Annotated in this window: 18 protein-coding genes; 9 read left to right on the forward strand and 9 right to left on the reverse strand. The window is 74.7% G+C overall.

Annotation, left to right across the window (positions count from 1 at the left end):
• Together ABZ454_RS02290 and ABZ454_RS02295 are read right to left on the reverse strand one after the other, a co-directional pair.
• The gene (locus ABZ454_RS02290; protein WP_356319150.1) at positions 1 to 990 is read right to left on the reverse strand and encodes a LuxR C-terminal-related transcriptional regulator; all 990 of its coding nucleotides are present in this window, start codon (positions 988 to 990) and stop codon (positions 1 to 3) included.
• 443 nt (positions 991 to 1433) lie between these two features.
• Positions 1434 to 2153: a 4'-phosphopantetheinyl transferase superfamily protein gene (locus ABZ454_RS02295; RefSeq protein ID WP_359535689.1), complete on the reverse strand. Its 720-nt coding sequence runs from the start codon at positions 2151 to 2153 to the stop codon at positions 1434 to 1436.
• Between the two features lie 309 nt (positions 2154 to 2462).
• On the opposite strand from ABZ454_RS02295, the gene ABZ454_RS02300 reads away from it, so the two are divergent.
• From ABZ454_RS02300 to ABZ454_RS02310, 3 genes are all read left to right on the forward strand, one after another.
• Complete coding sequence (locus tag ABZ454_RS02300) at positions 2463 to 3290, forward strand: metallophosphoesterase (protein ID WP_359535690.1); 828 nt, start codon at positions 2463 to 2465, stop codon at positions 3288 to 3290.
• A gap of 144 nt (positions 3291 to 3434) precedes the next feature.
• Positions 3435 to 6152 (forward strand): AAA family ATPase, encoded by a 2718-nt coding sequence (locus ABZ454_RS02305; protein WP_359535691.1) that lies wholly within the window; start codon positions 3435 to 3437, stop codon positions 6150 to 6152.
• Positions 6153 to 6385: 233 nt separating this feature from the next.
• Positions 6386 to 7363, forward strand: a complete 978-nt coding sequence (locus tag ABZ454_RS02310) for a polyprenyl synthetase family protein (RefSeq protein WP_359535692.1) — start codon at positions 6386 to 6388, stop codon at positions 7361 to 7363.
• On the opposite strand, the gene ABZ454_RS02315 is transcribed toward ABZ454_RS02310, so the two are convergent.
• From ABZ454_RS02315 to ABZ454_RS02330, 4 genes are read right to left on the reverse strand one after another with little or no spacing between them, the layout of a single operon-like run.
• On the reverse strand, positions 7360 to 9048 hold the full coding sequence (locus ABZ454_RS02315) for an AMP-binding protein (RefSeq protein WP_359535693.1): 1689 nt from the start codon (positions 9046 to 9048) through the stop codon (positions 7360 to 7362). The genes ABZ454_RS02310 and ABZ454_RS02315 overlap by 4 nt on opposite strands.
• Positions 9039 to 11282: a LuxR C-terminal-related transcriptional regulator gene (locus tag ABZ454_RS02320; protein ID WP_359535694.1), complete on the reverse strand. Its 2244-nt coding sequence runs from the start codon at positions 11280 to 11282 to the stop codon at positions 9039 to 9041. Before ABZ454_RS02320 ends, ABZ454_RS02315 begins: the two co-directional genes overlap by 10 nt.
• On the reverse strand, positions 11273 to 13768 hold the full coding sequence (locus ABZ454_RS02325) for an AfsR/SARP family transcriptional regulator (protein ID WP_359535695.1): 2496 nt from the start codon (positions 13766 to 13768) through the stop codon (positions 11273 to 11275). Before ABZ454_RS02325 ends, ABZ454_RS02320 begins: the two co-directional genes overlap by 10 nt.
• A 4-nt stretch (positions 13769 to 13772) precedes the next feature.
• The gene (locus ABZ454_RS02330) at positions 13773 to 14804 is read right to left on the reverse strand and encodes an AfsA-related hotdog domain-containing protein (protein ID WP_359535696.1); all 1032 of its coding nucleotides are present in this window, start codon (positions 14802 to 14804) and stop codon (positions 13773 to 13775) included.
• 233 nt (positions 14805 to 15037) lie between these two features.
• Between ABZ454_RS02330 and ABZ454_RS02335 the strand changes: the two genes are divergently transcribed.
• Positions 15038 to 16384, forward strand: coding sequence for an MFS transporter (locus tag ABZ454_RS02335; RefSeq protein WP_359535697.1), 1347 nt, complete (start codon positions 15038 to 15040; stop codon positions 16382 to 16384).
• A 94-nt stretch (positions 16385 to 16478) separates the two neighbouring features.
• Positions 16479 to 17432, forward strand: a complete 954-nt coding sequence (locus tag ABZ454_RS02340) for an AIR synthase-related protein (protein ID WP_359535698.1) — start codon at positions 16479 to 16481, stop codon at positions 17430 to 17432.
• Between the two features lie 8 nt (positions 17433 to 17440).
• Here the strand turns inward: ABZ454_RS02340 and ABZ454_RS02345 are convergent, their stop codons facing one another.
• From ABZ454_RS02345 to ABZ454_RS02355, 3 genes are all read right to left on the reverse strand, one after another.
• Positions 17441 to 18661: an FAD-dependent oxidoreductase gene (locus ABZ454_RS02345; protein WP_359535699.1), complete on the reverse strand. Its 1221-nt coding sequence runs from the start codon at positions 18659 to 18661 to the stop codon at positions 17441 to 17443.
• 93 nt (positions 18662 to 18754) lie between these two features.
• Positions 18755 to 19699, reverse strand: coding sequence for an RNA polymerase sigma factor SigJ (gene sigJ, locus ABZ454_RS02350; RefSeq protein ID WP_356319161.1), 945 nt, complete (start codon positions 19697 to 19699; stop codon positions 18755 to 18757).
• Between the two features lie 125 nt (positions 19700 to 19824).
• Positions 19825 to 21222, reverse strand: coding sequence for an FAD-binding oxidoreductase (locus ABZ454_RS02355; protein ID WP_359535700.1), 1398 nt, complete (start codon positions 21220 to 21222; stop codon positions 19825 to 19827).
• 143 nt (positions 21223 to 21365) lie between these two features.
• Here ABZ454_RS02355 and ABZ454_RS02360 point away from each other — a divergent pair, with 143 nt between their 5' ends.
• The 4 genes from ABZ454_RS02360 to ABZ454_RS02375 all read left to right on the forward strand — a co-directional run bounded on the left by ABZ454_RS02360 (position 21366) and on the right by ABZ454_RS02375 (position 25574).
• Entirely contained in the window at positions 21366 to 22247 is an 882-nt protein-coding gene (locus ABZ454_RS02360; RefSeq protein WP_359535701.1) for a DUF2797 domain-containing protein, read from the forward strand.
• Between the two features lie 32 nt (positions 22248 to 22279).
• Positions 22280 to 23155: an amidohydrolase family protein gene (locus ABZ454_RS02365; protein ID WP_359535702.1), complete on the forward strand. Its 876-nt coding sequence runs from the start codon at positions 22280 to 22282 to the stop codon at positions 23153 to 23155.
• Positions 23156 to 23245: 90 nt separating this feature from the next.
• Positions 23246 to 23986, forward strand: a complete 741-nt coding sequence (locus ABZ454_RS02370) for a response regulator transcription factor (RefSeq protein WP_356319165.1) — start codon at positions 23246 to 23248, stop codon at positions 23984 to 23986.
• Positions 23979 to 25574, forward strand: a complete 1596-nt coding sequence (locus ABZ454_RS02375; RefSeq protein ID WP_359535703.1) for a HAMP domain-containing sensor histidine kinase — start codon at positions 23979 to 23981, stop codon at positions 25572 to 25574. Before ABZ454_RS02370 ends, ABZ454_RS02375 begins: the two co-directional genes overlap by 8 nt.
• The last annotated feature ends 11 nt before the right edge of the window (positions 25575 to 25585 follow it).

Consider the following 25585-nt stretch of genomic DNA (forward strand, 5'->3'; position numbering starts at 1 on the left):
TCAGGGGGACGGGGGCGTGTCGCCGGAGAGCATCTCCTGGCGTGCGGCGTTGTACCCCGCCTGGAAGCGGCTGGTCGCCTCCAGCTGTTCGGTGATCTCCGCGATGTGGCGTCGGCACGTGCGGACGGACATGCCGAGCCGACGGGCGACCATCTCGTCCTTGTAGCCCTTGGTCATCAGCCGGATGATCGACCACTTCAGCTCGTCGGTGGAGGTGGGGGGCCGCTGGGACTCCACGACGTACGGGGACGCGCCTTCCCACAGGTACTCGAAGACGGAGTAGAGGAACGCCACCAGGGTGGGCTCGCGGACGACGGCGGCGCCCGGCGTGCTGCCCTCCTGCGCGGAACGCTCGGGGAGGAAGGCCACCTCCCGGTCGTAGATGATCAGTCTGTCGATGACTTCGTCGGCGGTACGGACCTCGGCCCCCTGCACCGTGACGTCGCGGACGTACGAACGGGTGGGCAGGTCGTTGCGGGCGGTGTGCTGGTAGATGGTCCTTATCCGGACCCCGCGGCCGAGGATGGACAGGGCGCTCTCCCGCGCGTCCGCGAGGATGTCCGCCCGGCGCGCGCCACCGGGCTGGACGGTGATCAGCTCGCGCTTGCAGGTCTGCCCGAGGTGGTCCAGCAGCGCCTGGATCCGGGAGGGGTCGCTGATGACGTCGAAGGCTTCCAGGTGATTGCGCAGCCTGCGTCCCTCGAAATACAGGGGGGTGAGCGACATCAGCTTGGCGCGGACGTCCGTCACCGCCTGCTGGAGGTCGCGGATCTGCCGCTCGGCGGGGCCCACGAGGGAGGCGGCCGCCGCGTCGGGCGCCACGGGGGTCAGCTGGTGCGAGTGGCCGGGTACGGACTGAAGGAGCCGGACCCCGGACAGCACGCTCTCGACCCGCGCGATCTCGTCGTGCGAGAGCGACAGTTGGCCGGCAATCCGCTCCCGGTCGAAGCGGCCGCACTCGACGGCGAGCCCGTATGCCGCAGCGCTCACGTCGTCCAGTTCGGTAAACCCCGAATCTGCGTACTCCCCTTGGAACACGCCAGCCCCCACTGTTCGGTGTAATTGCTGCCACGTAACTTTACGCCAACGTGGCCCTCTTGGCGTGAATGATCGCTATCCGAGACTCTATTCCCGTCACCCGGGGCCGCCAAAGGCGGAGATTTCGGGTGAAGGAGTTAGCGAAGGTAAGGCTCATTCGCCGACCGAGGGGAGTCGCAATGGCAAGGTATGGTAAAACATCACCGATTCGCTTGACTTTGTTGATGGCTATGCTTCTGGCCGTAATGGGGGGACAGTTCATGTCAGGCCTGGCGCTGCAGGGGACGTCCGCAGGATCCGGCGCGGGGGCGACGGCTGCGAACGGGCTCGTCACGGCGGGCGTGGACAGACCGAACGACGACCGCTGGGACTGACCGGGCCCGGCGGTCCAGGACTCAGACGATGCTCCCCGTGCGGCACAGGCGGGGAGCATCGCCGTGTGCCGGGGCGGCCGGTGTGCGGGCGGGCACCGCGATGGCGCTCAGCAGCACGCCGCCGCGGGCGGACCAGCGGCCGCTGAACGTGGTGGGCCCCGCCGGGGAGAGCCCCTCCGGCTTCGGGAGCAGCCGGGCGTGGAACGTCTCCTGGGCGGCGTCCACGCTCACCAGCGCGTCGGTGAAGTCCAGTTCCTGGCCGGTGAGCGGGAACCAGGTCTTGTAGACGGCCTCCTTGATGCTGAACAGCAGCCGGTCCCAGGCGACCTCCGGCGCCGACCACGCCAGTTCACGGGTCCTCCGCAATTCCTGCGGCAGCGCGATCGACTCCAGCACCCCGGCGGACAGCGGGGCGTTGGGCTCCGCGTCGATCCCCACCGCGAGGAAGTCGCGCGCACGGGCGAGTGCCACGCCCCGGAAACCGGCGCAGTGCGTCATGGACCCCACCACCGAGGGCTCCCACTGCGGGACACCCCGCCGTCCCGGCAGCACCGCGGCCGGCGCCACGCCCAGCGCCCCCATCGCGCGGCGGGCGCACCAGCGCACTGTGCCGAACTCCAGCCGGCGCTTCGGCACGGCGTCGCGGATCAGGGTCTCCTCCTCCGGGAAGAGGAACACGTCGGCCGGATCGGCGGTGGCCTCGGCGGTGGCGACGTTCGACGGCAGGAGCTCTGTGAGCACGGCGTTCCTTCAGGTCGGTGCGTCGGGTGGACGTCCTCCACGCTCGCGCCGCCGCTCCGCCCCGGCCAGCGAACAGGGCGCCGCCGGGCCGGACGGGCCCGCCGGACCCGGGTTCTCTCCCAGCTCGCTGTCATCCGCCCGGCGCCACCGGCCCCGCCCGGGAGCGGGCTGCCATGCCCCGTGGCCGGCCTTGCCATCTCCCTGTCATCCGGGCGGTGCGCGGGCGGCGCCCCCAACCCCAGGGGGCGGCAAGGGGTGTTCGCGGCCGGCCGGGCCGCCCAGCCTGGGTGAATGGCGCACGGAAACCTCATGGGCATCAGTGACCTCCATGTCGCATTCCCGGAGAACCGCCGGATCGTCGAGGAGCTCTATCCCGACAGTCCTGCCGACTGGATCGTCGTGGCCGGTGACGTGGGCGAGTCCCCCGATGATCTGCGGTGGGTGCTCGATTTGCTGACGCGGCGTTATGCCACCGTGGTCTGGGCTCCCGGAAACCATGATCTGTGGACTCTTCGCGAAGATCCCGTGACCCTGCGTGGAGACGCCCGCTACCGGCGATTGGTCGAAATCTGCCGTTCGTACGGCGCATACACCCCGGAGGACCCGTACCCCGTCTGGTCGGGGCCGGGCGGACCGCTGGTCGTGGCCCCCCTCTTCCTGCTGTACGACTACAGCTTCCGCACCCCCACCGCCGCCACCCGGGAGCAGGCGCTGGAACAGGCCTACGAGGCGGGAGTGGTGTGCACCGACGAGTTCATGCTGCACCCCGACCCCTACCCGTCCCGCGAGGCGTGGTGCCGGGCCCGGGTCGCCGCCACCGAAGCGCGCCTGGCGGCCTGCGATCCCGAACTGCGCACCGTGCTGGTCAACCACTTCCCGCTGGTCCGCACCCCCACCCGGATCCTGCGGCACCCCGAGTTCGCCCAGTGGTGCGGCACCGACCTCACCGCCGACTGGCACATCAGGTTCCGGGCCGCCGCGGTCGTCTACGGGCATCTCCACATCCCGCGCACCACCTGGTACGACGGTGTGCGGTTCGAGGAGGTCTCCGTCGGCTACCCCCGGGAACGACAGCACCAGGGCCGGTCCCGGGTCGCCCCGCGCCGCATCTTCCCGGCCGCCCCCGGGGATTGCTGACTGGCAGGTTCCGGCCACCGGGCGGAGGGGAAACAGGCCTCTAGAGTGGGACCGGACTGCTTTTCATGCGCTGCTCGATCGGTCCTGAATCCGATTCGCGTTCCCTTTTTTCGAGCAAACGAAAAGCGGGCACTGGGGGATCTCATGGTGTTGTTCCGTCGCGCGGAGGAACTCTCTCTTCTGGAAAAGCTGATCGAAGGCTGCGAAGAGGGGAATTCCGGATTAATTCTTGTCGAAAGTGCGGTCGGCTGCGGGAAGAGTGAGTTCCTCGAGACCGTGGCCGTGAACGCGGAGAAGCGCGGCGGCATCGTGCTGCGGGGCATGGGCGCCGCCGACGAACGGCGACACCCGCTGGGCGTGCTGCGCCAGCTGGCCGCCGACGCCCCGGCCGGAGCGCTGCCGGCCGTCCCGTCCTCACCCGGGGAGGCCGGCCGGATCGGGGCCATGCGGCAGTTCGCCTCGGCCGTCCGTGAGCTGAGCACCGTCGCACCGGTGGTGATCTGCGTGGACGACCTGCACCACGTCGACGAGCTGTCCAGCCGCTATCTGCTGCACCTCACGCGCGGCGCCCGGCAGGCCAAGGTGCTGCTGGTCCTCACCGAGTCCGTGCACGAGCACGGCGACGACCCGCTGCTGCGCACCGAACTGCTGCGGCTGCCCCACTTCGTACGCCTGCGGCTGGAACGCTTCACGCCCGAGGCGGTCCGGGCGATGCTGCCCGACCGCGGCGAGGCCGAGACCGCCCGGCTGCACCGGGCCAGCGGGGGCAACCCGCTGCTGCTGCGGGCCCTGCTCCAGGACCCCGGAGCCCTGCCCGGGGAGGCCTACACCCAGGCCGTACGCGCCTGCCTGCACCGCTGCGGAGCGGCCGGCACGGAGCTCACCGAGGCCATCGCCGTGCTCGGCCCCCTGGCGAGTGCCGCCCATGTCGCCCGGCTGGCCGGAGCCACCGAACCCGCCGCCGCCCGGGCCCTCGCCGCCCTCGAAGCCGCGGGCCTGCTCCCCGCCGGACGCGGGCAGGGCTTCTGCCACCCGGCCGCGCGGGCCGCCGTGCTGGAGGCAATGGAGCCGGAAGCCCGCCGCGCCCTGCACCGGGACGCCGCTCTGCTGGCCCGCGCCGCGGGAGCCCCCGACACGGCCGTCGCGGCCCAGCTCCTCGCCGCACGGCACACGGCGGAGGACTGGGCGCTGCCCGTCCTGTGCTCCGCGGCCGACCAGCACGCGGCCGACGCCGCCCTCGACCAGGCCACCGCCCTGCTGCGGCTCGCCCGGGAGACGTGCCCGGACGAGGCCCGCCGCACCGAGGTGAGCGTCCGGCTCAGCGTCGTCACCGGGCGCACCGACCCGGCCGCCGCCGAACACCATCTGACCGAACCCCTCGCCGCCCTCGCCGCCGGCCGGCTCGAGCCGCGCGCCCTCGGACCGCTTGCCCGGGTCCTGGCCGCGCAGGGCCGCATCGACGAGTCGACGGAGGTGCTGGAGCGGCTCGCGGCCGGTGAGGGCCGTCACCCCGGCGCCGCCGGCCGCAGACACGGGGACATCCCGGGCGACGACCCGCTCGACGGCCTGTCGGCGTTCCCCCGGTGGGGAGCCGTCGGCCGCGGCTGCGTCCCCGTCGAGCCCGGCGGGCATCCGGGGGGCCGGGCCGTGCGCGGAGCCATCCACCCGGCGGCCCTGTGGTCCCTGCCCGCGCAGGCCGAGGAGGGTGCCGCCGCACAGGCGGCCGAACTGTTCCTGCGCGGCGCGACACTGGCCGAGGGCACGGTGGAGCCCACCCTGCAGGCCCTGCGCACCCTGCTGTACCTGGACGGCGCCGAGCGGGCACGGCCCTGGTGCGAGGCGTTCGCCGACCAGGCGGCGGCACGCCGCGCCCCCGGCTGGCAGGCCGCCTTCGCCGGCCTTCTCGCGGAGGCCCGGCTGCGCCTGGGCGATCTCACCGGCGCCGTGAGCACGGCCGAGGCGGCCCTGCGCGCGGTACCGGCCCGGGGCGGCGGGGTGCAGCTGTGCGCCGTCACGGCGACCTTGGTCCGGGCGTTCACCGCCATGGGCCGTCCGGAGGCGGCGGCGGCCGTGCTGAGCAGGCCCGTCCCCGCCCAGCTGACGGGCAGCGTCCACGGACTGGCGTACCTGCGCGCCCGGGGCCACTACGCCCTGGCGACCAGCCGCTTCCACGCGGCCCTCGGCGACTTCCTCGACATCGGCCGCCACATGAAGCGCTGGGGGCTGGACCGCCCGCGGGTCCTGCCCTGGCGTGCGGACGCGGCGGAGGCGCTGATGCGGCTCGGCGAGACCCACCAGGCCGACCGCTTCCTGGCCGACCAGCTGACCACCCGCGACGCCGACGACCCCTGGGTGCGCGGCATGTCGCTGCGTCTGCGGGCGTCCCTGCGCGAGCCGAGGGAGCGGCAGATGATGCTCACCAAGGCCGTGGACGACCTGCACCGCTCCGGTGACCAGTACGAACTGGCGCGTGCCATGAGCGACTTCGGCCAGGTCCTGCGGGTCCTGGGCGAACCGGCCCGTGCGGCCATGGTCAACCGCAGGGCCTGGCACGTGGCGAAGGAGTGCGGCGCCGAGGCGCTGTGCGTGACGATCCTCCCCGGTCACACCGGCGAGGTCCCGGAGGCGGCCGCGGACGCCGGGGGGCCGCACGCCGACCTCGTGGCGAGTCTCAGCGAGTCGGAGAAGCGGGTCGCGCTGCTCGCCGTGCACGGTCATACCAACCGGGAGATCGCGCAGAAGCTGTACATCACGGTGAGCACGGTGGAGCAGCACCTCACCCGCGTCTACCGGAAGCTGGAGATCCCCGGCCGGCAGGCCCTCCCGGTCGATTTCCACCTGGGGGTCGCCGAGTTCATCTGAGGCCGGCCGACGGGCAGCGCCGGGGCGGGGCGTGGCAGGCACGGGACGGCGGGCGCCGGGCCGGATGGCAAGGTCATGGCAGGCCCCGCCCCGCCCCGCCCCGCCATGGCAGGCAACTGGTGCCCCGTATCCCCGCCGTTCCCGGGCCCTGACGCGCCGGCCCGGCGGGGTGGTTCACGCGCGACGGGTCCTGGAAGGTCGGTCCTGAGCCGTAGCCCACCAGGGAGGGCGCCATGACCACCACACCCACGCACGACCAGCATGGGAGCGCTCCGACGCCCGGCCGGGTGCGCGATGCCGTGCTCGACCGGGTCGAGGACCGGCTCGCCCGCCTGTTCGCCGACGAGGGACGCAGCCGCCGTACGTCCGATCCGCGCAGCGCCGTACTGGTGGCAGGGGTGGCCGAGCTGGTGCAGGCCGGCGCCGAACGGGCCCATCCGGTCATCTGCCTCACCGGGTACCTCGCGGCCGGCGGCGACCCGGCCGCCGACGACGTGGTGTCCGCGTCCGTCGCGCTCGAACTCCTCGACACCTGCCTGATGATCCGCGACGACGTGCGCACGAACGCGAGCCTGCGCCGCGGCATCCCCACCCTGCACATCAGCCACGCCGCCGAGCACGAGCGCAACGGCTGGAGCGGGGAGTCCCGCCGCTTCGGCGAGGGCACCGCGGTCCTCGCGGGTGATCTGGCCCTCGCGTACGGGGACCGCTTCGCGGCCCGGCTCCCGTACGCGGCATGGGAGTTGTGGGACGGACTGCGTACGGAACGGGCCGTCGGGGCGCACGCGGAAGCCGCCGCGGCGACCGAGTACCTCGACGACGCCTGGCCGGGTCAGTGCCTCGACGACTGCGGCAGCGGCTGCGGCGCGGGCTGGTACGGGCTGCGGCACGCCCTGCTGATCGGTGCCGCGCTCGCGGGCCGGGAAGACCTGCGCGAGACGTACGAGGCGTACGCGCGAGCCGTGCACGGGGCCTGGCGGATCCGCGGCTTCCTGCGCGGAGGACCGGGTTTCGACGGTGACGCCCAGTTCCTGCGGGACATCTTCTTCGACGCGCGGGCCCGTGCGGACGCCGAGGAGACGATCGCCGGACTGCTCGACCGGGCCGACAGCGCGGTGGCGGTCGCTCCCCTCAGCCCCGGCTGGCGCACGGAACTCCGCGCCTTCGCCCGCCGGGTGGCCGGCTGCGAACCAGGACACGACACCCCCTAAGGCGCCGGTCGTGGGCTGCCCGGGTGGAGGCGGAGCAGCCAGCTGCGCAGGGCGGCGCGGCGGAGCCGGCCGTGCTCGTCACGGGGCAGGGCTCCGACGATCTCCAGCCTGGTCGGCAAGAACGCCTCCGCGATCCCCAGCGCGGTGAGGTGCTCGCGCAGCTCGGCAGGTCCGGGCGGCCGGTCCCACGCGGTCGGCACCACCACCGCGCACGGCAGTTCCCCGTGCTCGGGATCGGTGTAGGCGACCACCGCGGCCTCCCCCACCCGCGGGTGGGTCACGAGGCCTTCCTCCACCTCCGCGACCGGCACCATGAAGATCGCGCCGGTCCGCGTCCCCGCCCGGGCCAGCACCCGGATACCGCCCCCGGGCGCGGCCGTCGCGAGGTCACCGGTGTCCAGCCAGCCGTCGCCGTCCTCCCAGGTCGACACCGGTGCCGAGGAGCCGTGCCGCCAGGTGGCCAGGGCCACGGAGGGGCCCCGGACCCGGAGCGGGGCGGCGGCCGAACCGTCCCGCGCGGACACCTCGAGACCGCGCAGCAGCCGGGCGCCCCCGGACGCCGACAGGGCGCCCATCCCCAGCTCCGGCGCCCCCCAGGCGGACAGGACCGGCACCCCGAACACCTCCCGCAACTCCGCCGCGAGCGGCTCCGGAGTGCTGGTGCGCCCGCCCGACAGCACCAGCCGCAGCCGTTCCAGCTCCCGCGGCCGGTGGCGCTGGGCGGTGAGCAGCTCCGCGAAGTAGGCCGGTTCCGCGTACACCTGGTCGACCCCGGCCTCCGCCATCAGGTCCAGACAGCGGCGGGGGTCCCAGACGTCCTGGTAGACGCCCGTCCCGCCGACCGCCAGCGGCCAGCACACGGAGTAGATCAACGAGGCCAGCGACGTCAGCGGCAGCGTGCTGAGGAACACCTCGCCGGGCCGCCGCCCCGGGCCGTCCGGATGGTCCTGGGCGGAGATGTTGGCGTACAGCGTGTCGGGGGAGTGCAGCACCGAGGTGTAGGAGTCGCGCAGCCCCATGACGCTGATCAGCACCGACGGCCGGTCGGCCTGCCCGGGGAGCGGTCCGGCGCGCCGGCCCGCCGCGGTCCTCTCGTGCGCGGTGCGCGCGAAGTACTCCGTGAAGTCGACCGCCCCGGTCGCCGCCGCGTCCCCCAGCACCACCCGATGGCGCAGCCACGGCAGCCCCGGGGCGAGGTCCGCGAGCGCCTCGGCGTGCGCGAAGCCCTCCCACGTGTCCGCCACCACGCACACCCGTGCGCGCGTCCCGTCCAGGATCCGCCGCAGCCCATGGGCCCGTACGGTCGGCAGTACGGGCACGGCGACCGCCCCGGCCCGCAGACAGGCCAGGGTGAGGGCCGTCGTCTCCCACCAGTTGGGCAGCTGGTAGGCCACCGGATCGCCCGGCGCCACCCCGAGCGAGGTCAGCGCGGCCGCGAACCGGTCTGTGTACAGGGCAAGCTGACCGTACGTCAGCACGTGCCGGCGCCGTCCCTCCGGGCGCAGCGCGCGCTCCGAGACGATGGCGGGGCGCTCCGGCGCGCCGGCCGCCGTGCGGTAGAGGTCGTCGAGGAAGGTCCCCGTCCGCCACCACCCGGCCGCCCGGAACCGGTCGGTGACGGCGGCGGGCGCGGTCAGCTCCATGATGCGGCGCTCCGCCGTGCCCGTGCCGTGGGTCAGGCCCACCGCCCCACCGCCCCGGCCACCTGCACCCGCGAGGTGCACCCCAGCCGCCGCATGACCTGGCGGACGTGATTGACCACGGTCCATTCCGAGATGCCGAGCCGGGCCGCGATATGGCGGTTGGTCAGCCCCTCCGACACCAGGAGCGCCACCTGCGCCTGGCGCGGCGTGAGCGACTGGGCCTCCGCGGCCGCCCCGGCCACCGGGCGGCGCGAGGGGGCGGGCGCCGACAGTGCCTCGGTCACCGCCGTGGCCGCGGACATCCGTACACCCTCCGCCCACGCGGTGGCGAAGTCCGGCCAGTCCAGCCGGGAGCCGAGTTCCGTACGGGCCTGTTCGGCCTTCGAGCGCCATTCCTGCGGGACCTCGGCACCGGTCCTGCGCCGCAGGACGTCCGCCGCCGCCAGCAGCCGCACCGCGCGCGGCCGCTGCGCGGGCTGGGTGCGGAGCAGCAGCAGGGCGAACTCCTCCAGGACGTCCGGCAGTTCGGTGCGCTCGTCGATGGCCTCGTAGAGCCGCAGGGCCTCCCGCACGGCCGCCTCGGCCCGCTCCGGCTCGTCGCCCTCCAGGGCCATCGCGGCCCCGGCTCTCAGGGCGCCGGCCAGTCCCCGCCCGTCCCGGATCCGGCGGAAGACCTCCTCGGCCCGCTCCAGTGTCTCCAGCGCCTTGCGGCGGTCGCCCTCGGCGTGCAGCGCACCGGCGAGCGAGACCGCCGCCTCGGCCGTGCCGCCGGTGACCCCCATCGCGGACAGCGCGCTGAACGCGGTCACCAGCACGCTCCGCGCCGCCGGTGCGTCACCGGACCTCAGCAGGGCCGCGCCCAGCCCCACCGAGGCGAGCGCGTTCTGCCGGCGGTCGCCCACGCTCTTGCCGAGCGCCAGCGCACGCCGGTGGCGGCGCACGGCCTCCTGCGGATCGCCCAGCGCCAGCGCGAACACCCCGGACAGGTCGGCCAGCCGCGCCCGCAGGGTCTCCGGGAGCTGCTGCCCCCTGCCCTCGGCCACGTGGTCGCACCACTCCAGGCCCTGGCGCAGCCGCCCCTGCGCCAGCCAGGGCAGCCGGCAGCCCAGCACCATCGCGGCGGCCGCCTCGCCGTCGCCCTGCTCGTGCAGCCGCCGCAGCGCCGCGAGCACGTTCGCGCTCTCGGCCGCCGACTCCCGCAGCAGCCGGTCCTGGCCGGTCCCCGCGAGCCCGGGCAGTGCGGCGGCAACCAGCCGGCGGTACCGCTCGGCGTGCGCGTCCAGCGCCGCGCCACCGCCGTCCGCCCCCGCCGGGCCGGTGCGCGCGTAGGACCGTACGGGTTCGGGCACGGCCAGGCGCAAATCGCCCCGCTCCTCACCCACCACGGTGAGCAGCCCGCGATCCATCAGCGGTTCGAGGCCCTCCTCCTCGGTGAGCCCCGCGGCGGCCAGGCCGAAGCCCGGTTCGTACACCGCGAGCCGCCCCAGCAGGGTGCGGGCCGAAGGGACCAGACCGCGACAGCTCCACTCGGCGAGCGCGGCGAGCGAGCGGTGCCGCCCGGGTGCGTTGACCGGTCCGCCCGCCAGGACGGTCGTACGGCCGCGCAGCCGGGCGGCCAGCAGGTGCGGGGGGAGCAACCGCAGGCGCTGCGCCGCGAGTTCGAGGGCGAGCGGCAGACCGCCGAGCAGGGTGCAGATCTCCGTGACGGCCGCGCTGTTCTCCAGGGTCAGCGCGAAGGACGGGTCGGCGTCCCGGGCCCGGCGGACGAACAGGGCCACGGAGGCCACGTCGTGGGGTTCGTCGCCCGTTCCGTCGCCGGGTACGGGCAGGGGGGCGACGGGCAGCAGCTGTTCGCCGTAGACGCCGAGCGGTTCCACGGCGGTGGCCAGCACCACCACGCGCGGGTCGGCGGCGAGGGCGACGGCGGTCTCGGCGGCGGCCTCGCGCGCCTCGTGGTCGCAGCCGTCGAGCAGCACCAGGATCCGCCCGCCGGCGTCCCCGCGAGCGGGCCGCGGGCCGTCGGCGAGCGCCCGGACGAGCGCCCGCATCGCGGCCCGTGCGGCCTCGCCCGGCGCCGCCGCGTCCAGCACCTCGACCCGCTCGAACTCGGCGCCGAGTCCCCGGACGGCCTCCTGGGCCAGCCGGGTCTTGCCCACGCCGGCCCGCCCGGTCAGCGTCAGCAGCCGCACCGGGTGCTGACGCAGCCGTTCCCGCAGCGCGGCGGACTCGTGCTCCCTGCCGACGAGTTCGGTGTCCGGGCCGAGCGCTACCGACATGGTTCTCCATGGGTCGGGGGCGGCCCGGCGAAGGGCCCGCCCCGATGGATCCGCCAGAGCCCGGGCCGTATCTCCACGGCCCCGAAACCCGCCCCGCCCCGTTCGGCGGCCGAGGCGGCGGCACCGGTGTCGAGCGCCCGCAGGGAGCGCCTGGCGTACATCTGGAGCCGGGGGTCGCCCAGTGTGCCCGCGAGGCGGAGGCACTCGCCGAACCAGACCCGGGCCGCCGCCGGGCCTTCCTGGGCCAGTGCCACCAGGGCCCGGGCCCGGCTCGCCTCGTAACGGCCCCGGGGGTGGCCGGGTGCGGACAGTGCGGCCAGGGCCGGTTCCAGCAGTTCGGCCGCCGCACCGGCCGCCCCGCCGTCCAGCAGCAGTTCGGCCAGGCCCACCAGCGCCCGGCCCGCCTCCTGCTGGTCGCCGGCTTCCCCGGCGGCCTCCAGGGCCTGGCCCAGCAGCACCTGAGCGTGCTCCGAGCGCCGGTAGCGCGAGGCGAGCTCCGCGAGCGCACGCAGCATCCGGGCCTGCGCGGAGCGGTCCACGCTCCGGCGGGCCGCGTCCAGGGCCAGGGCGTAGCAGGCCTCCTCGGCCTCCGCGTCCTCCTGCACGCGGCCGGCGAGCCCGTCCGTCAGCCGTACCGTGAGCTCCCACAGCCCGGCGTCGTACGCGGTGCGCGCCAGCCGGGCGAGGCCGGGGGCGTCGGGCTCCGACGCGCGCCGGGGCTCCGCCGCGTCCTGGGCGTACGCATGGCACACGCGGTGCGCGGCCGCGCGCACGGCCTCCGGGGCCTCGTCCAGGGCCAGTCGCTCCGCGGCCAGCAGCCGCAACAGCTCCGGGAGCCGCCAGCCGTCATGGTCCGCCTCCACCAGCCGGGCGTCGGCCAGCGCTTCGAGTGCGGTGAGCGCCCCCGCCCCGGTGAGGTCCAGCGCGACGGCGGCCTGCCGGGCGCCGAAGCGGCCCGGCGGCAGGAGGGACAGCAGGCGGAACTCCCTCTGCAGGCCCGCGGCGCAGGCCTCGTACGCCGTCATGAGCCGGGCCCGCACGTCCACGTCGCCGGTGCGCAGCGCGTCGAGCCGGCCGTCCTCCGCGCCCAGCCGGGCGGCGAGGGTGGCCGGGGTCCAGTGCGGCCGGGCGGCGAGCTGGGCGGCGGCGGCCCGTACGGCGAGCGGGAGCCACCCGCAGAGCTCGGCGACGGCGGTGACCGTGCCGGGCTCGACGCGGTCGCCGGCCCGGTCGTCGCCGTACCCCTCGAAGAGGCGGGCGAGCCGGTGCGACTCCTCGGGGCGCCAGGGCCCCAGGAGCACGGTGCGCAGGCCCGGAAGTCCGGCCGGTACGCGGCACGCGGTGAGCAGCACGACATGCCCCAGCGGCAGCAGGGGCCGTATCTGCGCCTCGGAGGTCACCCCGTCGACGACCAGCAGCGCGCGCCGGTCCCGGCCGGCCGCCCGGCCGGGCGGTCGGCCGCCGCCCGCCAGGTCCAGGAAGCGCACGCCGCCCGGGAAGGCGTCGGCCACCCGGTGCGCGGCCTCGACCGCCAGCGCCGTCTTGCCGGTGCCCGGCATGCCCGTCACGGCGACGAGGTCGCCGCCCGTCTCCGGTGCGCAGCGCAGCAGGCGTTCCAGCACGGCGAGTTCGTCCGCGCGGCCGGTGAACCAGGGGTCGGTGGCCGGCAGCGCGTCCTCGCCGTGGCGGGCGCCGCCGCCGGCCGGGAGGTGCTCGGCCGGGCCGGGCCGGGCCAGTTCGCGATCGCCCTCCAGGATGAGCCGCTGGAGCCGGCGGGACCTCGGGCCCGGTTCGATGCCGAGCTCCTCCACCAGGGTCTGGCGCAGCAGCGCGAACACGCGCAGCGCCTCCGCCTGCCGCCCGCACCGGTAGAGCGCCACCATCAGATGGGTGTGGAACTCCTCGCGCAGCGGGTACTCGGCCGCCAGTTCATGGAGTTCCGCGACGAGTTCGCGGTGCATCCCCAGGCGTAGTTCGGCCCTGACCCGTTCGTCGAGCGCCGTGGTGCGCGTCTCGGCCAGGCGGACCGCCGCGCCGTCCATCAGGGGCCCGTGCGCGATGTCCGACAGCAGGGGGCCGCGCCACAGGGCGAGGGCGCGCCGCTGGTGCTCGGCCGCGGTGGCGAAGTCCGCCTCGGACGACGCCTGGTGGCCGAGCCGGGACAGTTCCTCGAAGGCCGTGCTGTCGAGGTCCTCGGGCGCCACCCGCAGCAGGTAACCCGGGCGGCGGGTCACCAGTACCTCCCCGCCGTTCTGCGGATCGGCGTCGCGCAGCGACTTGCGCAGGTGGGACACGTACACCTGGAGCGTCGTCGTGGCGGTGCGCGGGGGAGCGTCCGGCCACAGTTCGTCGACGAGGCTGTCCACCGACACGACCTCGTTCGCGCGGACCAGCAGCGTCCCGAGGACGGCGCGCAGCTTGGCGGCCTGCGGCACGCCGCCGCTGACCTCCAGGGGGCCCAGAATACCGAAACGCACCGGGGCCATGCGCTCAGTAGTCCTGGACCACGGAGGTGCGGGCCTCGGCGACCGCCCACCGCTGCTGCGTCAGCGTCAGGGTGACCGGCACGGTCGGCCGCCCCTCGGCGTCCCGGTCCAGCGGACCGGCCACCGCCACACAGCGCAGCGGCAGATCGCGGGCCGCCTGCCCGCGGAAGTGCACCTGGCAGGCCCCGAGGGTGCTCCGGGCCGGCTCCAGCCCGTGGGCGCGGCCCGCGGTGAGCAGGGAGCTCTGGCGCAGTGCCTCCAGCAGATGCAGACCGGAGAACTGCCCGCCCGGGTCGTCGAACACGGGGCTGACCGGCTCGGACAGCACCCAGGTGCTGATCCGGCCGCGGGAGGCGTCGGTGGGCTCGCTGATCACGACGTTGCCCTCGGCGCGGCGGCTCACCTCATGGGCCTCGGCCGGGCGCGGGGGCGCGTCCGGCGCGTCGCCGAGCTCCGGCACGGCGCGCATGGCCTGCCGGGCGTGCGCCACGTGCTTGCGGTACAGCTTCGGCATGAGGAAGACCATCCCGGCCGAGCCGGTGGCGCACGAACGGCCGTCGATGCGCACGTCCAGATGGAAGTCGAGTCCGCGCGGCACCTCGGCGACCACGTTCGCGGGCCGTGCCCTGATCCGCGTCTCCATGAGCACGGGCCGGCTCTCGGCGGGGTCCGTGCGCCAGGCGGAGAGATCGGTGAGGTCCAGGGCGAACCGGTAGAAGAGCCCGGGCCGGTCCTCGGGCACGCCGAAGTAGCGGTGCCCGACGAGTTCGCCGACCTCGCGGACGGTTCCGGTCGCGATCTGGAGGTCGTGGAAGTGCCCCGGGCCGTCGTTGAAGAGGGGATGAGAGACGGGGGTCTCGCCGACGAGGGTGAAGTGCTCCTCGCCGGGACTGGGTGCGTCGAGGGCGTAGTAGGTCCGCGCGGACGGGCGGTGGATGAGGTGCTGTGCGAGCTCCGCGGAAACCTCCCGGGTCACCGCCGCTGTCGCACGTCCGTGGATGACGGGAGCCGAGGTCGTGCGGTTGTCGACTGTCATGTCCCTCTCCTTCTCTCGGCACATCGTGGAGCGCCCTGACAAGCCCCAGCCACCCGTCCCCGTTGGCCACAACGTGCATGGCAGGAAGGTGCGCCTCCCGCGGCCGGCGGTGAGCGGCCCCCTTCGTGGGCGGCCTTAAGCGGCATCCATGCGCGGGCGGCCACGGTTCGTCCGACAGCCCCGCCGAGGCACGTCCCCCGTCCTCGGCGGGGCTTTCGGGAGGAGACATCCTGATGGCCGTCACAGACACCGAAGGCGACCGTTCCGCCCCGCCCGGCCCGGCAGACGCCGCGGGGCCGACGCGCCGGCTGCGGCTCGGCTATGCCTCCGGGGCGCTCGTCACCGGCACGTTCACCACCCTGCCCGGGCTGTTGCTGCTCCCCTACCTCACGGACACCCTGGGCGTCGGCGCCGCGCTGGCCGGGGTGGTCGTCTTCGTGCCCAAGGCCTGGGACGCCGTGCTCAACCCGCTCGTCGGCCGCGCCAGCGACCGTACGAGGACCCGCTGGGGCTCCCGCCGCCCGTACGTCCTCGGGGGCGGGCTCGCCATGGCCCTGGCCTTCGCGCTGACCTTCTCGGGCCTGCTGTCCGGGTCCGCCGGCGCCTGGTTCACCGCGACCGGATACCTCCTCACCGCGACGGCCTTCGCCTTCTTCCAGGTGCCGTACGCCGCGATGCCCGCCGAGCTCGCCGACCGGGAGGAGGACCGGGTGCGGCTGGTCGCCGGCCGGGTCGCCGTGATCGGAGTCGCGGCGCTCGTCACCGGTGCACTCTCCCCGGTCCTCGTCGACGCGGGCGGGGGCGGACTCACCGGGCACCGCTGGGCCGGCCTGTTCGGCGCGACGGTCATCGCCGTCGGCGCGCTCTGGGTGTGCGCCGGAACGGCCCGTACGGCCGGCGGCGCGGCCGCGGTGCCCGCCGACGAGCCCACCCTGCGCGCGCAGTTCGCCGCCGCCCGCGCCGACCCGGCCTTCATGGCCCTGCTCCGCTGCGTGGTCCTCCAGTCCGTCGCCACCGGTGTGCTCCTGGCGGGCGCCCCGTACTTCGCCCGGCACGTCCTGCACGACTCCTCGGGGGTCGGGCCCCTGGTGGCCGCGTTCGTCGCCCCCAACCTCCTCACCATGCCCCTGTGGTCACGGCTGCGCGGCCCCCGCGGCTACGCCGTCGCCTCCGCGCTGTTCACCGCGGGCTGTCTGCTCTTCCTCGCGTCGCCGGTCCTGCCCGAGGGCGCGGTCCTGCTGAGCATGGCGCTGGCCGGCACCGGACACGCGGGCCAGCTCCTCTTCCTGTACGCGCTGCTGCCGGACTGCATCGCCCGCGACACCGCCCGGACCGGCCGCCACCGCGGCGGTGTCCTGGCCGGGGTGTTCACCACCGGAGAGGGCCTCGGCGTGGCCCTCGGCCCGTTCCTCTACGGCCTGGTCCTCCAGCTCTGCGGATACGTCTCCTCCGGCACCGGCCACGCCGCCGAGCAGACCACGACGGCCCGGATCGGCATACTGGCGGGCTTCGGAGCCCTCCCCGCCCTGGCCGCCGTCGCGGCCGCCCTCCTCCTGCGGGCGTACCACCGCCCCTACTGACCCCTCATCAGGGACGCCGCCGCGGACACGGGTATGCGGGACCCCGCCCCCACAGGATGATGAGAGCACGATCATGATGCGTGGGCATCGGGGGGTGGCTTTCGTGACGTACGCGGGGAGATGGGACACGTCCCAGGTCGGGTTCGGCCCGGAGACCCCCGAACTGATCGCCCGCACCCTCGGCCCGGACCCCGCCGTCGTGGTCCGCACCGGGACGTACGTCGTCGACCCGCCCTTCTTCGGCAACGGCGACATCGGAAGGGTCGCGGTCTGCGGCGCCGTCAACGAACTGGCGGCCACCGGCGCCGAGCCCCGCCACATCGCCCTCGGCATCGTGCTGGAGGCGGGTCTGCCGCTGGACCTGGTGCACCGGCTGACCGCGTCGGTGCGCGCCGCCGCGGCCGAGGCCCAGGTCACCGTCGCCGCCGTCGACACCAAGGTCGTCCGCGCGGGCGAGGCCGACCGGGTCTTCCTCACCGCGACCGCGTTCGGCGAACGCGCCGGGCCCCCGCTCGACCTGGACACCGTCCGTCCCGGCGACGCCATCGTCGTGACCGGCCCGCTGGGCAACCACGCCGCCCATCTGGTCTCCCTGCGGGACGGCCTCGGCTACGAACACCACGTGCCCAGCGACTGCGCCCCCCTCGGCGGCCTGCTGCGCACCGTCGTCGCCGACGTCCGCCACGCCCGCCCCGTGGTGGCCGGCGGGCTCGCGGAGGTCCTGCGGCTGTGTGCCGCCGGCCGGGGGCTGACCCTGCGCGTCGACGAGGCCGCGCTGCCGGTGCGTTACGAGACGCGGGTGGCCCTCGCCACCTGCGGCCTCGCCCCGCTGGATGCGGCCTGCGCGGGCTGTCTGTGCCTGTTCGTCCCGCCCGGACGCACCCGTGCGGTCCTGGCGGCCCTGCGCGCGCACCCTTACGGACGGCACGCCGCCGTCGTCGGTGAGGTCACCGCCGACCCCCTGGGTGACGTGGAGTTCGCGACCCCGGACGGCGCCCGGAGGGCCCGCACGCCCAGTGCGGGCCCTCTGCCCGAACGGCTCCTCTGAGCGGCCGGTCAGGCGCGTTCGGCGGCGGGGGCCGGTGCGCCGGCGACCGGTGCCGGCCGGGGCTCGCGCCGGACGACCGGGCGGCGCCTGGCCGGCATGCCGAGCGTCGGGTGGGCGACGCCCCAGGCCGCGCCCTTGCAGACCAACTCCTTGTACACGGCGGCCAGGCGCCCGGTCAGGGCGGCCCGGACGGCCCGGTCGTCGGCGGTCACGTACTGGATGAGCCCCTCCCTGCGGCCCAGCGAGACGCACTGGTTGAAGTAGCGGAGCGGGGTCTTCGGCGGCTTCGTCCCGGTCAGGCGTGCCGCGACGGCGTCGGCGGCCTGCCACGCGGTGGGGACGCCCGACGCGCACGACATCCTCAGCGGCTTGTCGCCCGGGCCCATGGCCAGGGCCGCGTCGCCGATGGCGTACACGTCGGGGTGGGAGACCGAGCGCATGGTGGCGTCGACCACGATCCGACCGGTGGCGGTGGTCTCCAGCGTGGTGGCCTGCGCGATCGGGTGGACGGCGAAGCCGGCCGTCCACACGGTGACCGCCGCCGGGAGGGTCGCGCCGTCGGCGGTGGTGACGTGGTCGGCCGCCACACCGGTGACGTCGCTGTGCTCGTGCACGGTGATGCCGAGCCCGTCGACGACCTTCCGCACGTGCCGGCGGCCCTTGGGCGAGAGCCAGTCGGCGAGTTCGCCGCGGACGGCGAGGGCGATGCCGAGGTCCGGGCGGGCCTCGGCGAACTCGGTCGCGGCCTCCAGGCCGGTGAGGCCGCCGCCCACGACGACCACGGACTGCCCGGCGTCCAGGGCGGCCAGGCGCTCGCGCAGCCGGAGGGCCCCGGGGCGGCCGGCGATCTCGTGGGCGTGCTCGTCGGCGCCGGGCACGCCCCGGCTGTTCCAGCCGCTGCCGAGGGCGTACACGAGGGTGTCGTACGCCAGTTCCTCGGCGCCGGCCTCACCCACGACGGCGACGGTCGCGCGGTCGGCGTCGACGCCGGTGACCTTCGCGTACTTCAGTGCGACGCCGGTGCCGGCGAACATCTCGCCGAAGGGCCTGGGGGCCAGCTCCTGGCCGGCCGCCAGCTGGTGCATCCGGACGCGCTCGACGAAGTCGGGTTCGGCGTTGACGAGCGTGATGGCGACGTCTTCGCGACGCAGCCGCTTGGCGAGGCGGCCGGCCGCGATGGCTCCCGAGTATCCGGCTCCGAGGACGATGACGCGGTGCTGCTGCTGCATTTCCCTGCTCCTGTCTCGCGCGGGTTCGTCCCTTGAACCGGGCAGCCCGCCGTTTCCTGACAGGTCGGCGGTGTGCGGCACGTCACATGCCGGTCAGAAGGCGCTGAACAGGGGTTCTCCGTGGTCGGACGCGGCCCACCGCCGGGTCGCGCGTTCGAGCTTGTCGGGGTTGACCTGGCTGCGGAACGCGGCGATGCCCTCGTCGGTGATCTCCGGGCACATGACACCGATGACCCGGCCGTCGACGACCGCCAGGACCGCGGGGGAGCCGTTGGCGTCCATGACGTACACGTCGGGGGAGCCGCCCGCGATGTCGCGCTTGGCCTTGCTGGGCTTGAACAGGCCGCGCACGAACTTTGCGACCGCGAGGGCGCCCTCGAACGCCTTGGCGCGGGCCGGGACCTTGCCGCCGCCGTCGCCGACCGCGACGGCGTCCGCGGTCAGCAGCCGCACGAGCGGCTCGGTACGGCCGCTGGTGGCGGCCGCGAGGAACTCGTCGACGATGCGCCGGGCGGCGGCCTCGTCGATCTCGGTGCGGGCCGTGCCGTCCGCGACGTGCTTCTTGGCGCGGTGGAAGATCTGCTGGGTGGCGGCCTCGGTGAGGTCGAGGATCTCGGCGATCTCGCGGTGCGGGTAGCCGAAGGCCTCCCGCAGGACGTACACCGCCCGCTCGTTGGGGGAGAGCCGCTCCATGAGGGTGAGGACCGCGAACGAGACGGAGTCGCGCTGCTCGGCGGTGTCGGCGGGGCCCAGCATCGGGTCCCCGGTGAGGAGCGGCTCGGGGAGCCACTGGCCCACGTAGGTCTCGCGCCGGGCGCGGGCCGAGGTGAGCTGGTTGAGGCACACGTTGGTGAGGACCTTCGTCAGCCAGGCCTCGAGGACCTCGATCCGGTCGACGTCGGCGGCCTGCCAGCGCAGGAAGGTGTCCTGCACGGCGTCCTCGGCCTCGCTCGCCGATCCGAGGAGGCGATAGGCGATGGCCTCCAGGCGGGGCCTGGCCGCCTCGAACCGGTCCACGTCCTGCACGGTCAGGGGCATGGCCCGGATCTTAACGCTCGCGGCGCCCGCCGGCCCGCAGGAGCGGGCACGGGCCCCGGAACCTGACGCGCGCGGCGCTCACCGGCAGCGGGGGAGCGGGCCCGGGCCCGGACGGTGCGGGTGCCTCACGCGGCAGCCGGGGTGATGTTCTGGTTGGCGCTGAAGAAGTTGTCGGGGTCGTAGGTGCGCTTGGCCGCGGCCAGGCGGTCGTACGTGCCGCGGTAGGTCGACCGGACGCGGTCCGGGGCCTCGGCCTCGCCGAGGAAGTTGACGTAGGCGCCGCCCATCGAGTGCGGGTGCAGTGCGGTCCAGTAGTCGACACACCACTGACGGATCCGCTCGGCGTTGGCGGGGTCGGGGTCGATGCCGGCGATGACGCCGGACCACGTGGCGTCCCGGTAGGCCCAGGCCGTCGCGTCCGGTGCGGTCCGGTGGGCCGCTCCGTCCACCGGGTACAGGTGCATCGTCGACAGGCCGGTGGGCAGCGCGCGGCCGTACTGCGCGTGCACCTCGATCGCCGCGTCCGAGATCGCGTCGAAGAAGTCACCGCGCCAGTACCACTGCAGGCCCTTGGGGAGCAGGCCGTCGAACATGGCCTGGAGAGCGGGGTACGGCATGGGGCTGGTGAAGTGGAAGGCGGGCGGCGCCGGGTCGCTGACCGGCGACAGCGCCTCCTCCAGCCGGCCGGCCGCCAGGTCGCCGGTGTGGCACCAGACGACGCCGCACATCTTCTGCCCGTGGATCTCCTCCGGGAACGGGGGCGCCGGCGGGACGGTCAGGAGGGCGAAGAAGCCGTACAGGTCGTCCGGCGAGGCGGGCAGGAAGTCCCGGTACCACCGCAGCACTTCGGCCGTGCGGTCGACCGGCCACAGGGTCACCGCGACCCCGACGGTGTCGACCGGGTGCAGCCGGTAGGTGAACGAGGTGACGACGCCGAAGTTGCCGCCGCCGCCCCGCAGCGCCCAGAAGAGGTCGGGGTGCTCCGTAGCGGACGCGGTGACGAAGGTGCCGTCGGCCAGGACGACGTCCGCGGCGAGCAGACTGTCGACGGTGAGGCCGTACGCGCGGGTCAGATAGCCGTGACCGCCGCCCAGCGTGAGGCCGCCCACGCCGGTGGTCGACATGATTCCGGCCGGTACGCCGAGACCGAAGGTGTGCGTGGCGTGGTCCAGATCGCCCAGCTGGCTGCCCCCGCCCACCTGCGCCGTCCGGGCCTCGGGGTCGACGCGCACCCAGCGCATCGGCGAGAGGTCGAGGGTCAGCCCGCCCTCGACCAGGCACAGGCCCGGACCGCTGTGGCCGCCGCCCCGTACGGCCAGGTCGAGCCCGGCGTCCTGGGCGAACGCGAGGGTGGCCCGCACGTCCGTCACGTCCGCGCACCGGGCGACGGCAGCGGGACGCCGGTCGATCATGGCGTTGTAGAGGCTGCGGCTGTCGTCGTAGTCCGTGTCCTCGGGCGTGATGACCGGCCCCCGCAAGGTCGCCCGCAGGCCGTCGAGAGCAGTGCCGTCGATGCTGGTCATGGTCGAACACCTCTGAGGGAAAATAGGGGGGCGTACCCGCCACCCCTCCAGTGTGACCCAGATCACATGAATGGGCGATGTGTGGAACCCTCGCGGGGTCGCGCGCGTACGCAGATCGGCGTCCAGGGCCCGGGAGTTCACGCATGGAGTGGCAGTGCACCGGTCTCCGGTGGCCGGAGGAGCGGGGCGGCCCCGTGCTCGGGTGGCGAAAGGGCGCGCGGACGCGGGGCAGCGCTCCGGCGTACGGCGCCGAGCTCGGGTTCCGGGCCGCGGGGGTGCGGACCTGCGTCGGGGCGCGGGGCAACGCCTGCCCGGTCGCGGCCCCGGTCCCGGAGCGGAGTACCGGCGCGCGGTGCGCGGAGTGCGGGCGGCTGGACCGGGCGCATTCGGTGGCCGCCGACACGATCCCCGACGATCCGCGGACGTACCGCGTGTACCTCGCCTGGTTCGGGGCCGGGATGGTGAAGGTCGGGATCACCGCCGAGGAACGGGGCGCGGCCCGGCTGCGCGAGCAGGGGGCGGTGGTCTTCAGCTGGCTGGGGCGGGGGCCGCTGATGGCGGCGCGGCGGGCCGAGGAGGTGCTGCGGGCCGCGCTCGGGGTGCCGGACCGGATCCCGTACGCGCGCAAGCGGGCGGTGCGCGCGGACCTGCCGGACCCGGCGGTGCGGGCCGCCGAGGTGGCGGAGCTGTACGGGCGGGCGGCGGCGCTCGAAGGGCGCGGCTGGCCCGAGGCGCTGGAGCGGCTGCCGTTCGAGGCGGTCGACCATGCGGGGATCTTCCGGCTCGGCGGGCCGGGCGGGGTGGTGCGGGCGGTGACCGGGCTGGTGGACGGGGGCGTGGTCGCCGGGCGGCTGGTCGCGGCGGCCGGACCGGATCTGCATCTGGACACGGGCGCGGACGGGGTCGTCGTCGTCGACACCCGGCTGATGACCGGCTGGGCGCTGACGGCGGCCGGGCCGGGGGCCGGGGTGAGCGTGCCGACCGTCGTGGTCGGGGGCGGCGCGTCGCAGGCCGGGCTGTTCTGAGATCGTCGGGAGCGATCGGGGAGGAGCGCCGTATGAGTGACGACCGCGACGACGTGGTGCGGTTCCGGGAGCGGCTCGGGCTGCCGGGGATCATCGACGTCCACACGCACTTCATGCCGGAGCGGGTGCTGCGCAAGGTCTGGGCGTACTTCGACTCGGCCGGGCCGCTGACCGGGATGGAGTGGCCGATCGCCTACCGGCACGACGAGGACGAGCGGCTCGCGCTGCTGCGTTCGTTCGGCGTGCTCCGGTTCACCTCGATGCTCTACCCGCACAAGGCGGGCATGGCGGCCTGGCTCAACGCGTGGGCGGCCGGCTTCGCCGGCCGGGTGCCCGACTGTCTGCACACCGCGACCTTCTTCCCGGAGGAAGGCGTCGAGAAGTACGTGGCCGAGGCCGTCGAGGCCGGGGCCCGGGTCTTCAAGGCGCACGTCCAGGTCGGGGCGTACGACCCGAACGACCCGCTGCTGGACCCGGTGTGGGGGCTGCTCGCGGAGGCCGGGGTGCCCGTGGTGACGCACTGCGGGTCCGGGCCCGCGCCCGGCCGGCACACCGGGCCGGAACCGGTCGGCCGGCTGCTCGCCCGGCACCCCCGGCTGCGGCTGGTCGTGGCGCACATGGGGATGCCGGAGTACACGGAGTTCCTGACGCTCGCCGAGACGTACCGGGAGGTGCGGCTCGACACGACGATGACGTTCACCGACTTCACCGAGGGCCTGGCCCCGTTCCCGGCGGCCGAACGCGGGCGGCTCGCGGCGCTCGGGGACCGGATCCTGCTGGGGACGGACTTCCCGAACATCCCGTATCCGTACGCCCACCAGCTGCACGCCCTGGAGCGGCTGGAGCTCGGGGACGACTGGCTGCGGGCGGTCTGCCACGACAACGCGAAGGCGCTGTTCGCCTGCTGAGGAGGCGGGCCCCACCCCCCGCGCCCCTTTCTCAGGGAATTCACAGAATCGGGAAAGAACTCTCTCAGGGGCGTCTCACAGGGTGGGGTCATGACGACGACGACCTCGCCCCAGGGGCGCACCGAACTGCTCAGGCCGGACCGCACCCCCGTCCGGGTGCTGGTCGTGGACGACGAGGCCCCGCTGGCCGAGCTGCTCTCCATGGCGCTGCGCTACGAGGGCTGGGAGGTCCGCAGCGCGGGGGACGGCGCCGGCGCCCTGCGTACGGCCCGGGACTTCCGGCCCGACGCGGTGGTCCTCGACGTGATGCTGCCCGACATGGACGGGCTCGCCGTGCTCGGCAGGCTGCGCCGGGAGTTCTCCGAGGTGCCCGTGCTGTTCCTGACCGCGCGGGACTCCGTGGAGGACCGGATCGCCGGGCTCACGGCAGGGGGCGACGACTACGTCACCAAGCCGTTCAGCCTGGAGGAGGTCGTCGCCCGGCTGCGCGGGCTGATCCGGCGGTCCGGCACGGCGGCGGTCCGCAGTGAGTCCACGCTCGTCGTCGGTGACCTGATGCTGGACGAGGACAGCCACGAGGTGGCCAGGGGCGGGGTGAACATCCACCTCACCGCGACCGAGTTCGAACTCCTGCGGTTCCTGATGCGCAATCCGCGCCGGGTGCTCAGCAAGGCGCAGATCCTGGACCGGGTCTGGAACTACGACTTCGGCGGACAGGCCAACGTCGTCGAGCTCTACATCTCGTACCTGCGCAAGAAGATCGACGCCGGCCGGACGCCGATGATCCACACCCGGCGTGGCGCGGGGTATCTCATCAAGCCCGGTGAGTAGCGGAGTGAAACGGCTGCGGAAGGGCCCGTGGACGCTGCGGACCAGGCTCGTCGTCTCCGCGGTGTCGCTGATCGCGGTCGTCGCGGCCGTGATCGGCACGGTCACCGCCATCGCCTTCCACACCTACATGTACGGGAAGCTGGACGGCCAGCTGCGCGACATCGCGGCGCGGGCCGACCGGATGCCGGGCGCGCCCGTTCCCGGAGGGCCCAAGGACAGGGAGCCGCTCGGCTTCATCGGGATGGGCGGCCAGCCGCTCAGGACGTTCGGTGCGCTCTCCATGGACGGTGACGTCACCGACTCGGCGGTCGCGAAGGCCGGCGGCTTCGACGCCACGGACACCACCGAACCGCTGACCGCTGCCCAGGTGAGCGCCCTGGAGGCGGCCGGGGTCCCCGCCGACGGCGAGGCGCACGACGTCGGACTGCCCGGACTCGGCGGCTACCGGGTGCGGGCCGCCGCCCCCGCGAGTGACGGCTCGACCGTCCTCGTGGGCATCCCCACCGCCGAGGTGAGCGGCGCCCTCACCACCCTGGTCCTCGTCGAGGTCTGCGTCACCGGGGCCGGGCTCATCGCCGCCGGGATCGCGGGCGCCGCCATGGTTGGCGTCGCCCTGCGGCCGCTGCGACGGGTGGCCGCCACCGCGACGCGCGTCTCCGAACTCCCCCTGCACAGCGGCGAGGTCGCCCTGCTCGAACGGGTCCGGGACGCCGAGGCCGACCCGCGTACCGAGGTCGGCCAGGTCGGCGCGGCCCTCAACCGGATGCTGGGCCACGTCGGCTCGGCCCTGGACGCGCGGCAGAAGAGCGAGATGCGGGTGCGCCAGTTCGTCGCCGACGCCAGCCACGAGCTGCGCACCCCGCTCGCCTCGATCCGCGGCTACGCCGAACTCACCCGGCGCGGCCGGGAGAACACCGGCCCCGACACCCGGCACGCGCTGGGGCGTATCGAGTCCGAGGCGCAGCGCATGACGGGCATGGTGGAGGACCTGCTGCTGCTCGCCCGGCTGGACGCGGGACGGCCGCTCTCGTACGAGAGCACCGATCTGTCGCCGCTCGTCGTGGACGCGGTGAGCGACGCCCGCGTCACGGCCAGGGCCTCCTCCGGGTCCGGCTCCGGGCCCGCCCATCACTGGCGGCTGGACCTTCCCGAGGCGCCCGCCACCGTCTGCGCCGACCCGACCAGGATCCAGCAGGTGCTGGTCAACCTGCTCGCCAACGCCCGTACGCACACCCCGCCCGGGACCACGGTCACGGTCCGGGTGCGCGCGGAGACGGGGCATCCCTGGGTGACCCTGGAGGTCCAGGACAACGGGCCGGGCATCCCCGCGGAGCTGCTGCCGCGGGTCTTCGAACGGTTCGCGCGGGGGGACGCCTCGCGCTCCCGGCACGCCGGCTCGACGGGGCTCGGACTCGCCATCGTGCAAGCCGTCGTGGCCGCGCACGGCGGGGTCGCCGAGGTGCGTTCGGTGCCGGGGGACACGGTGTTCGCCGTCCACCTGCCGGCGGACCGCGCGCGCCCGGGAGACCCGTACGGAAGCGTTCCCCCCTCCTCACAGCCGGACCACAGGCCCAGCACACGGGTGTGACAGCGCGGTTG

The sequence above is a fragment of the Streptomyces sp. NPDC005803 genome, from assembly GCF_040630435.1.
Lineage (GTDB): Bacteria > Actinomycetota > Actinomycetes > Streptomycetales > Streptomycetaceae > Streptomyces.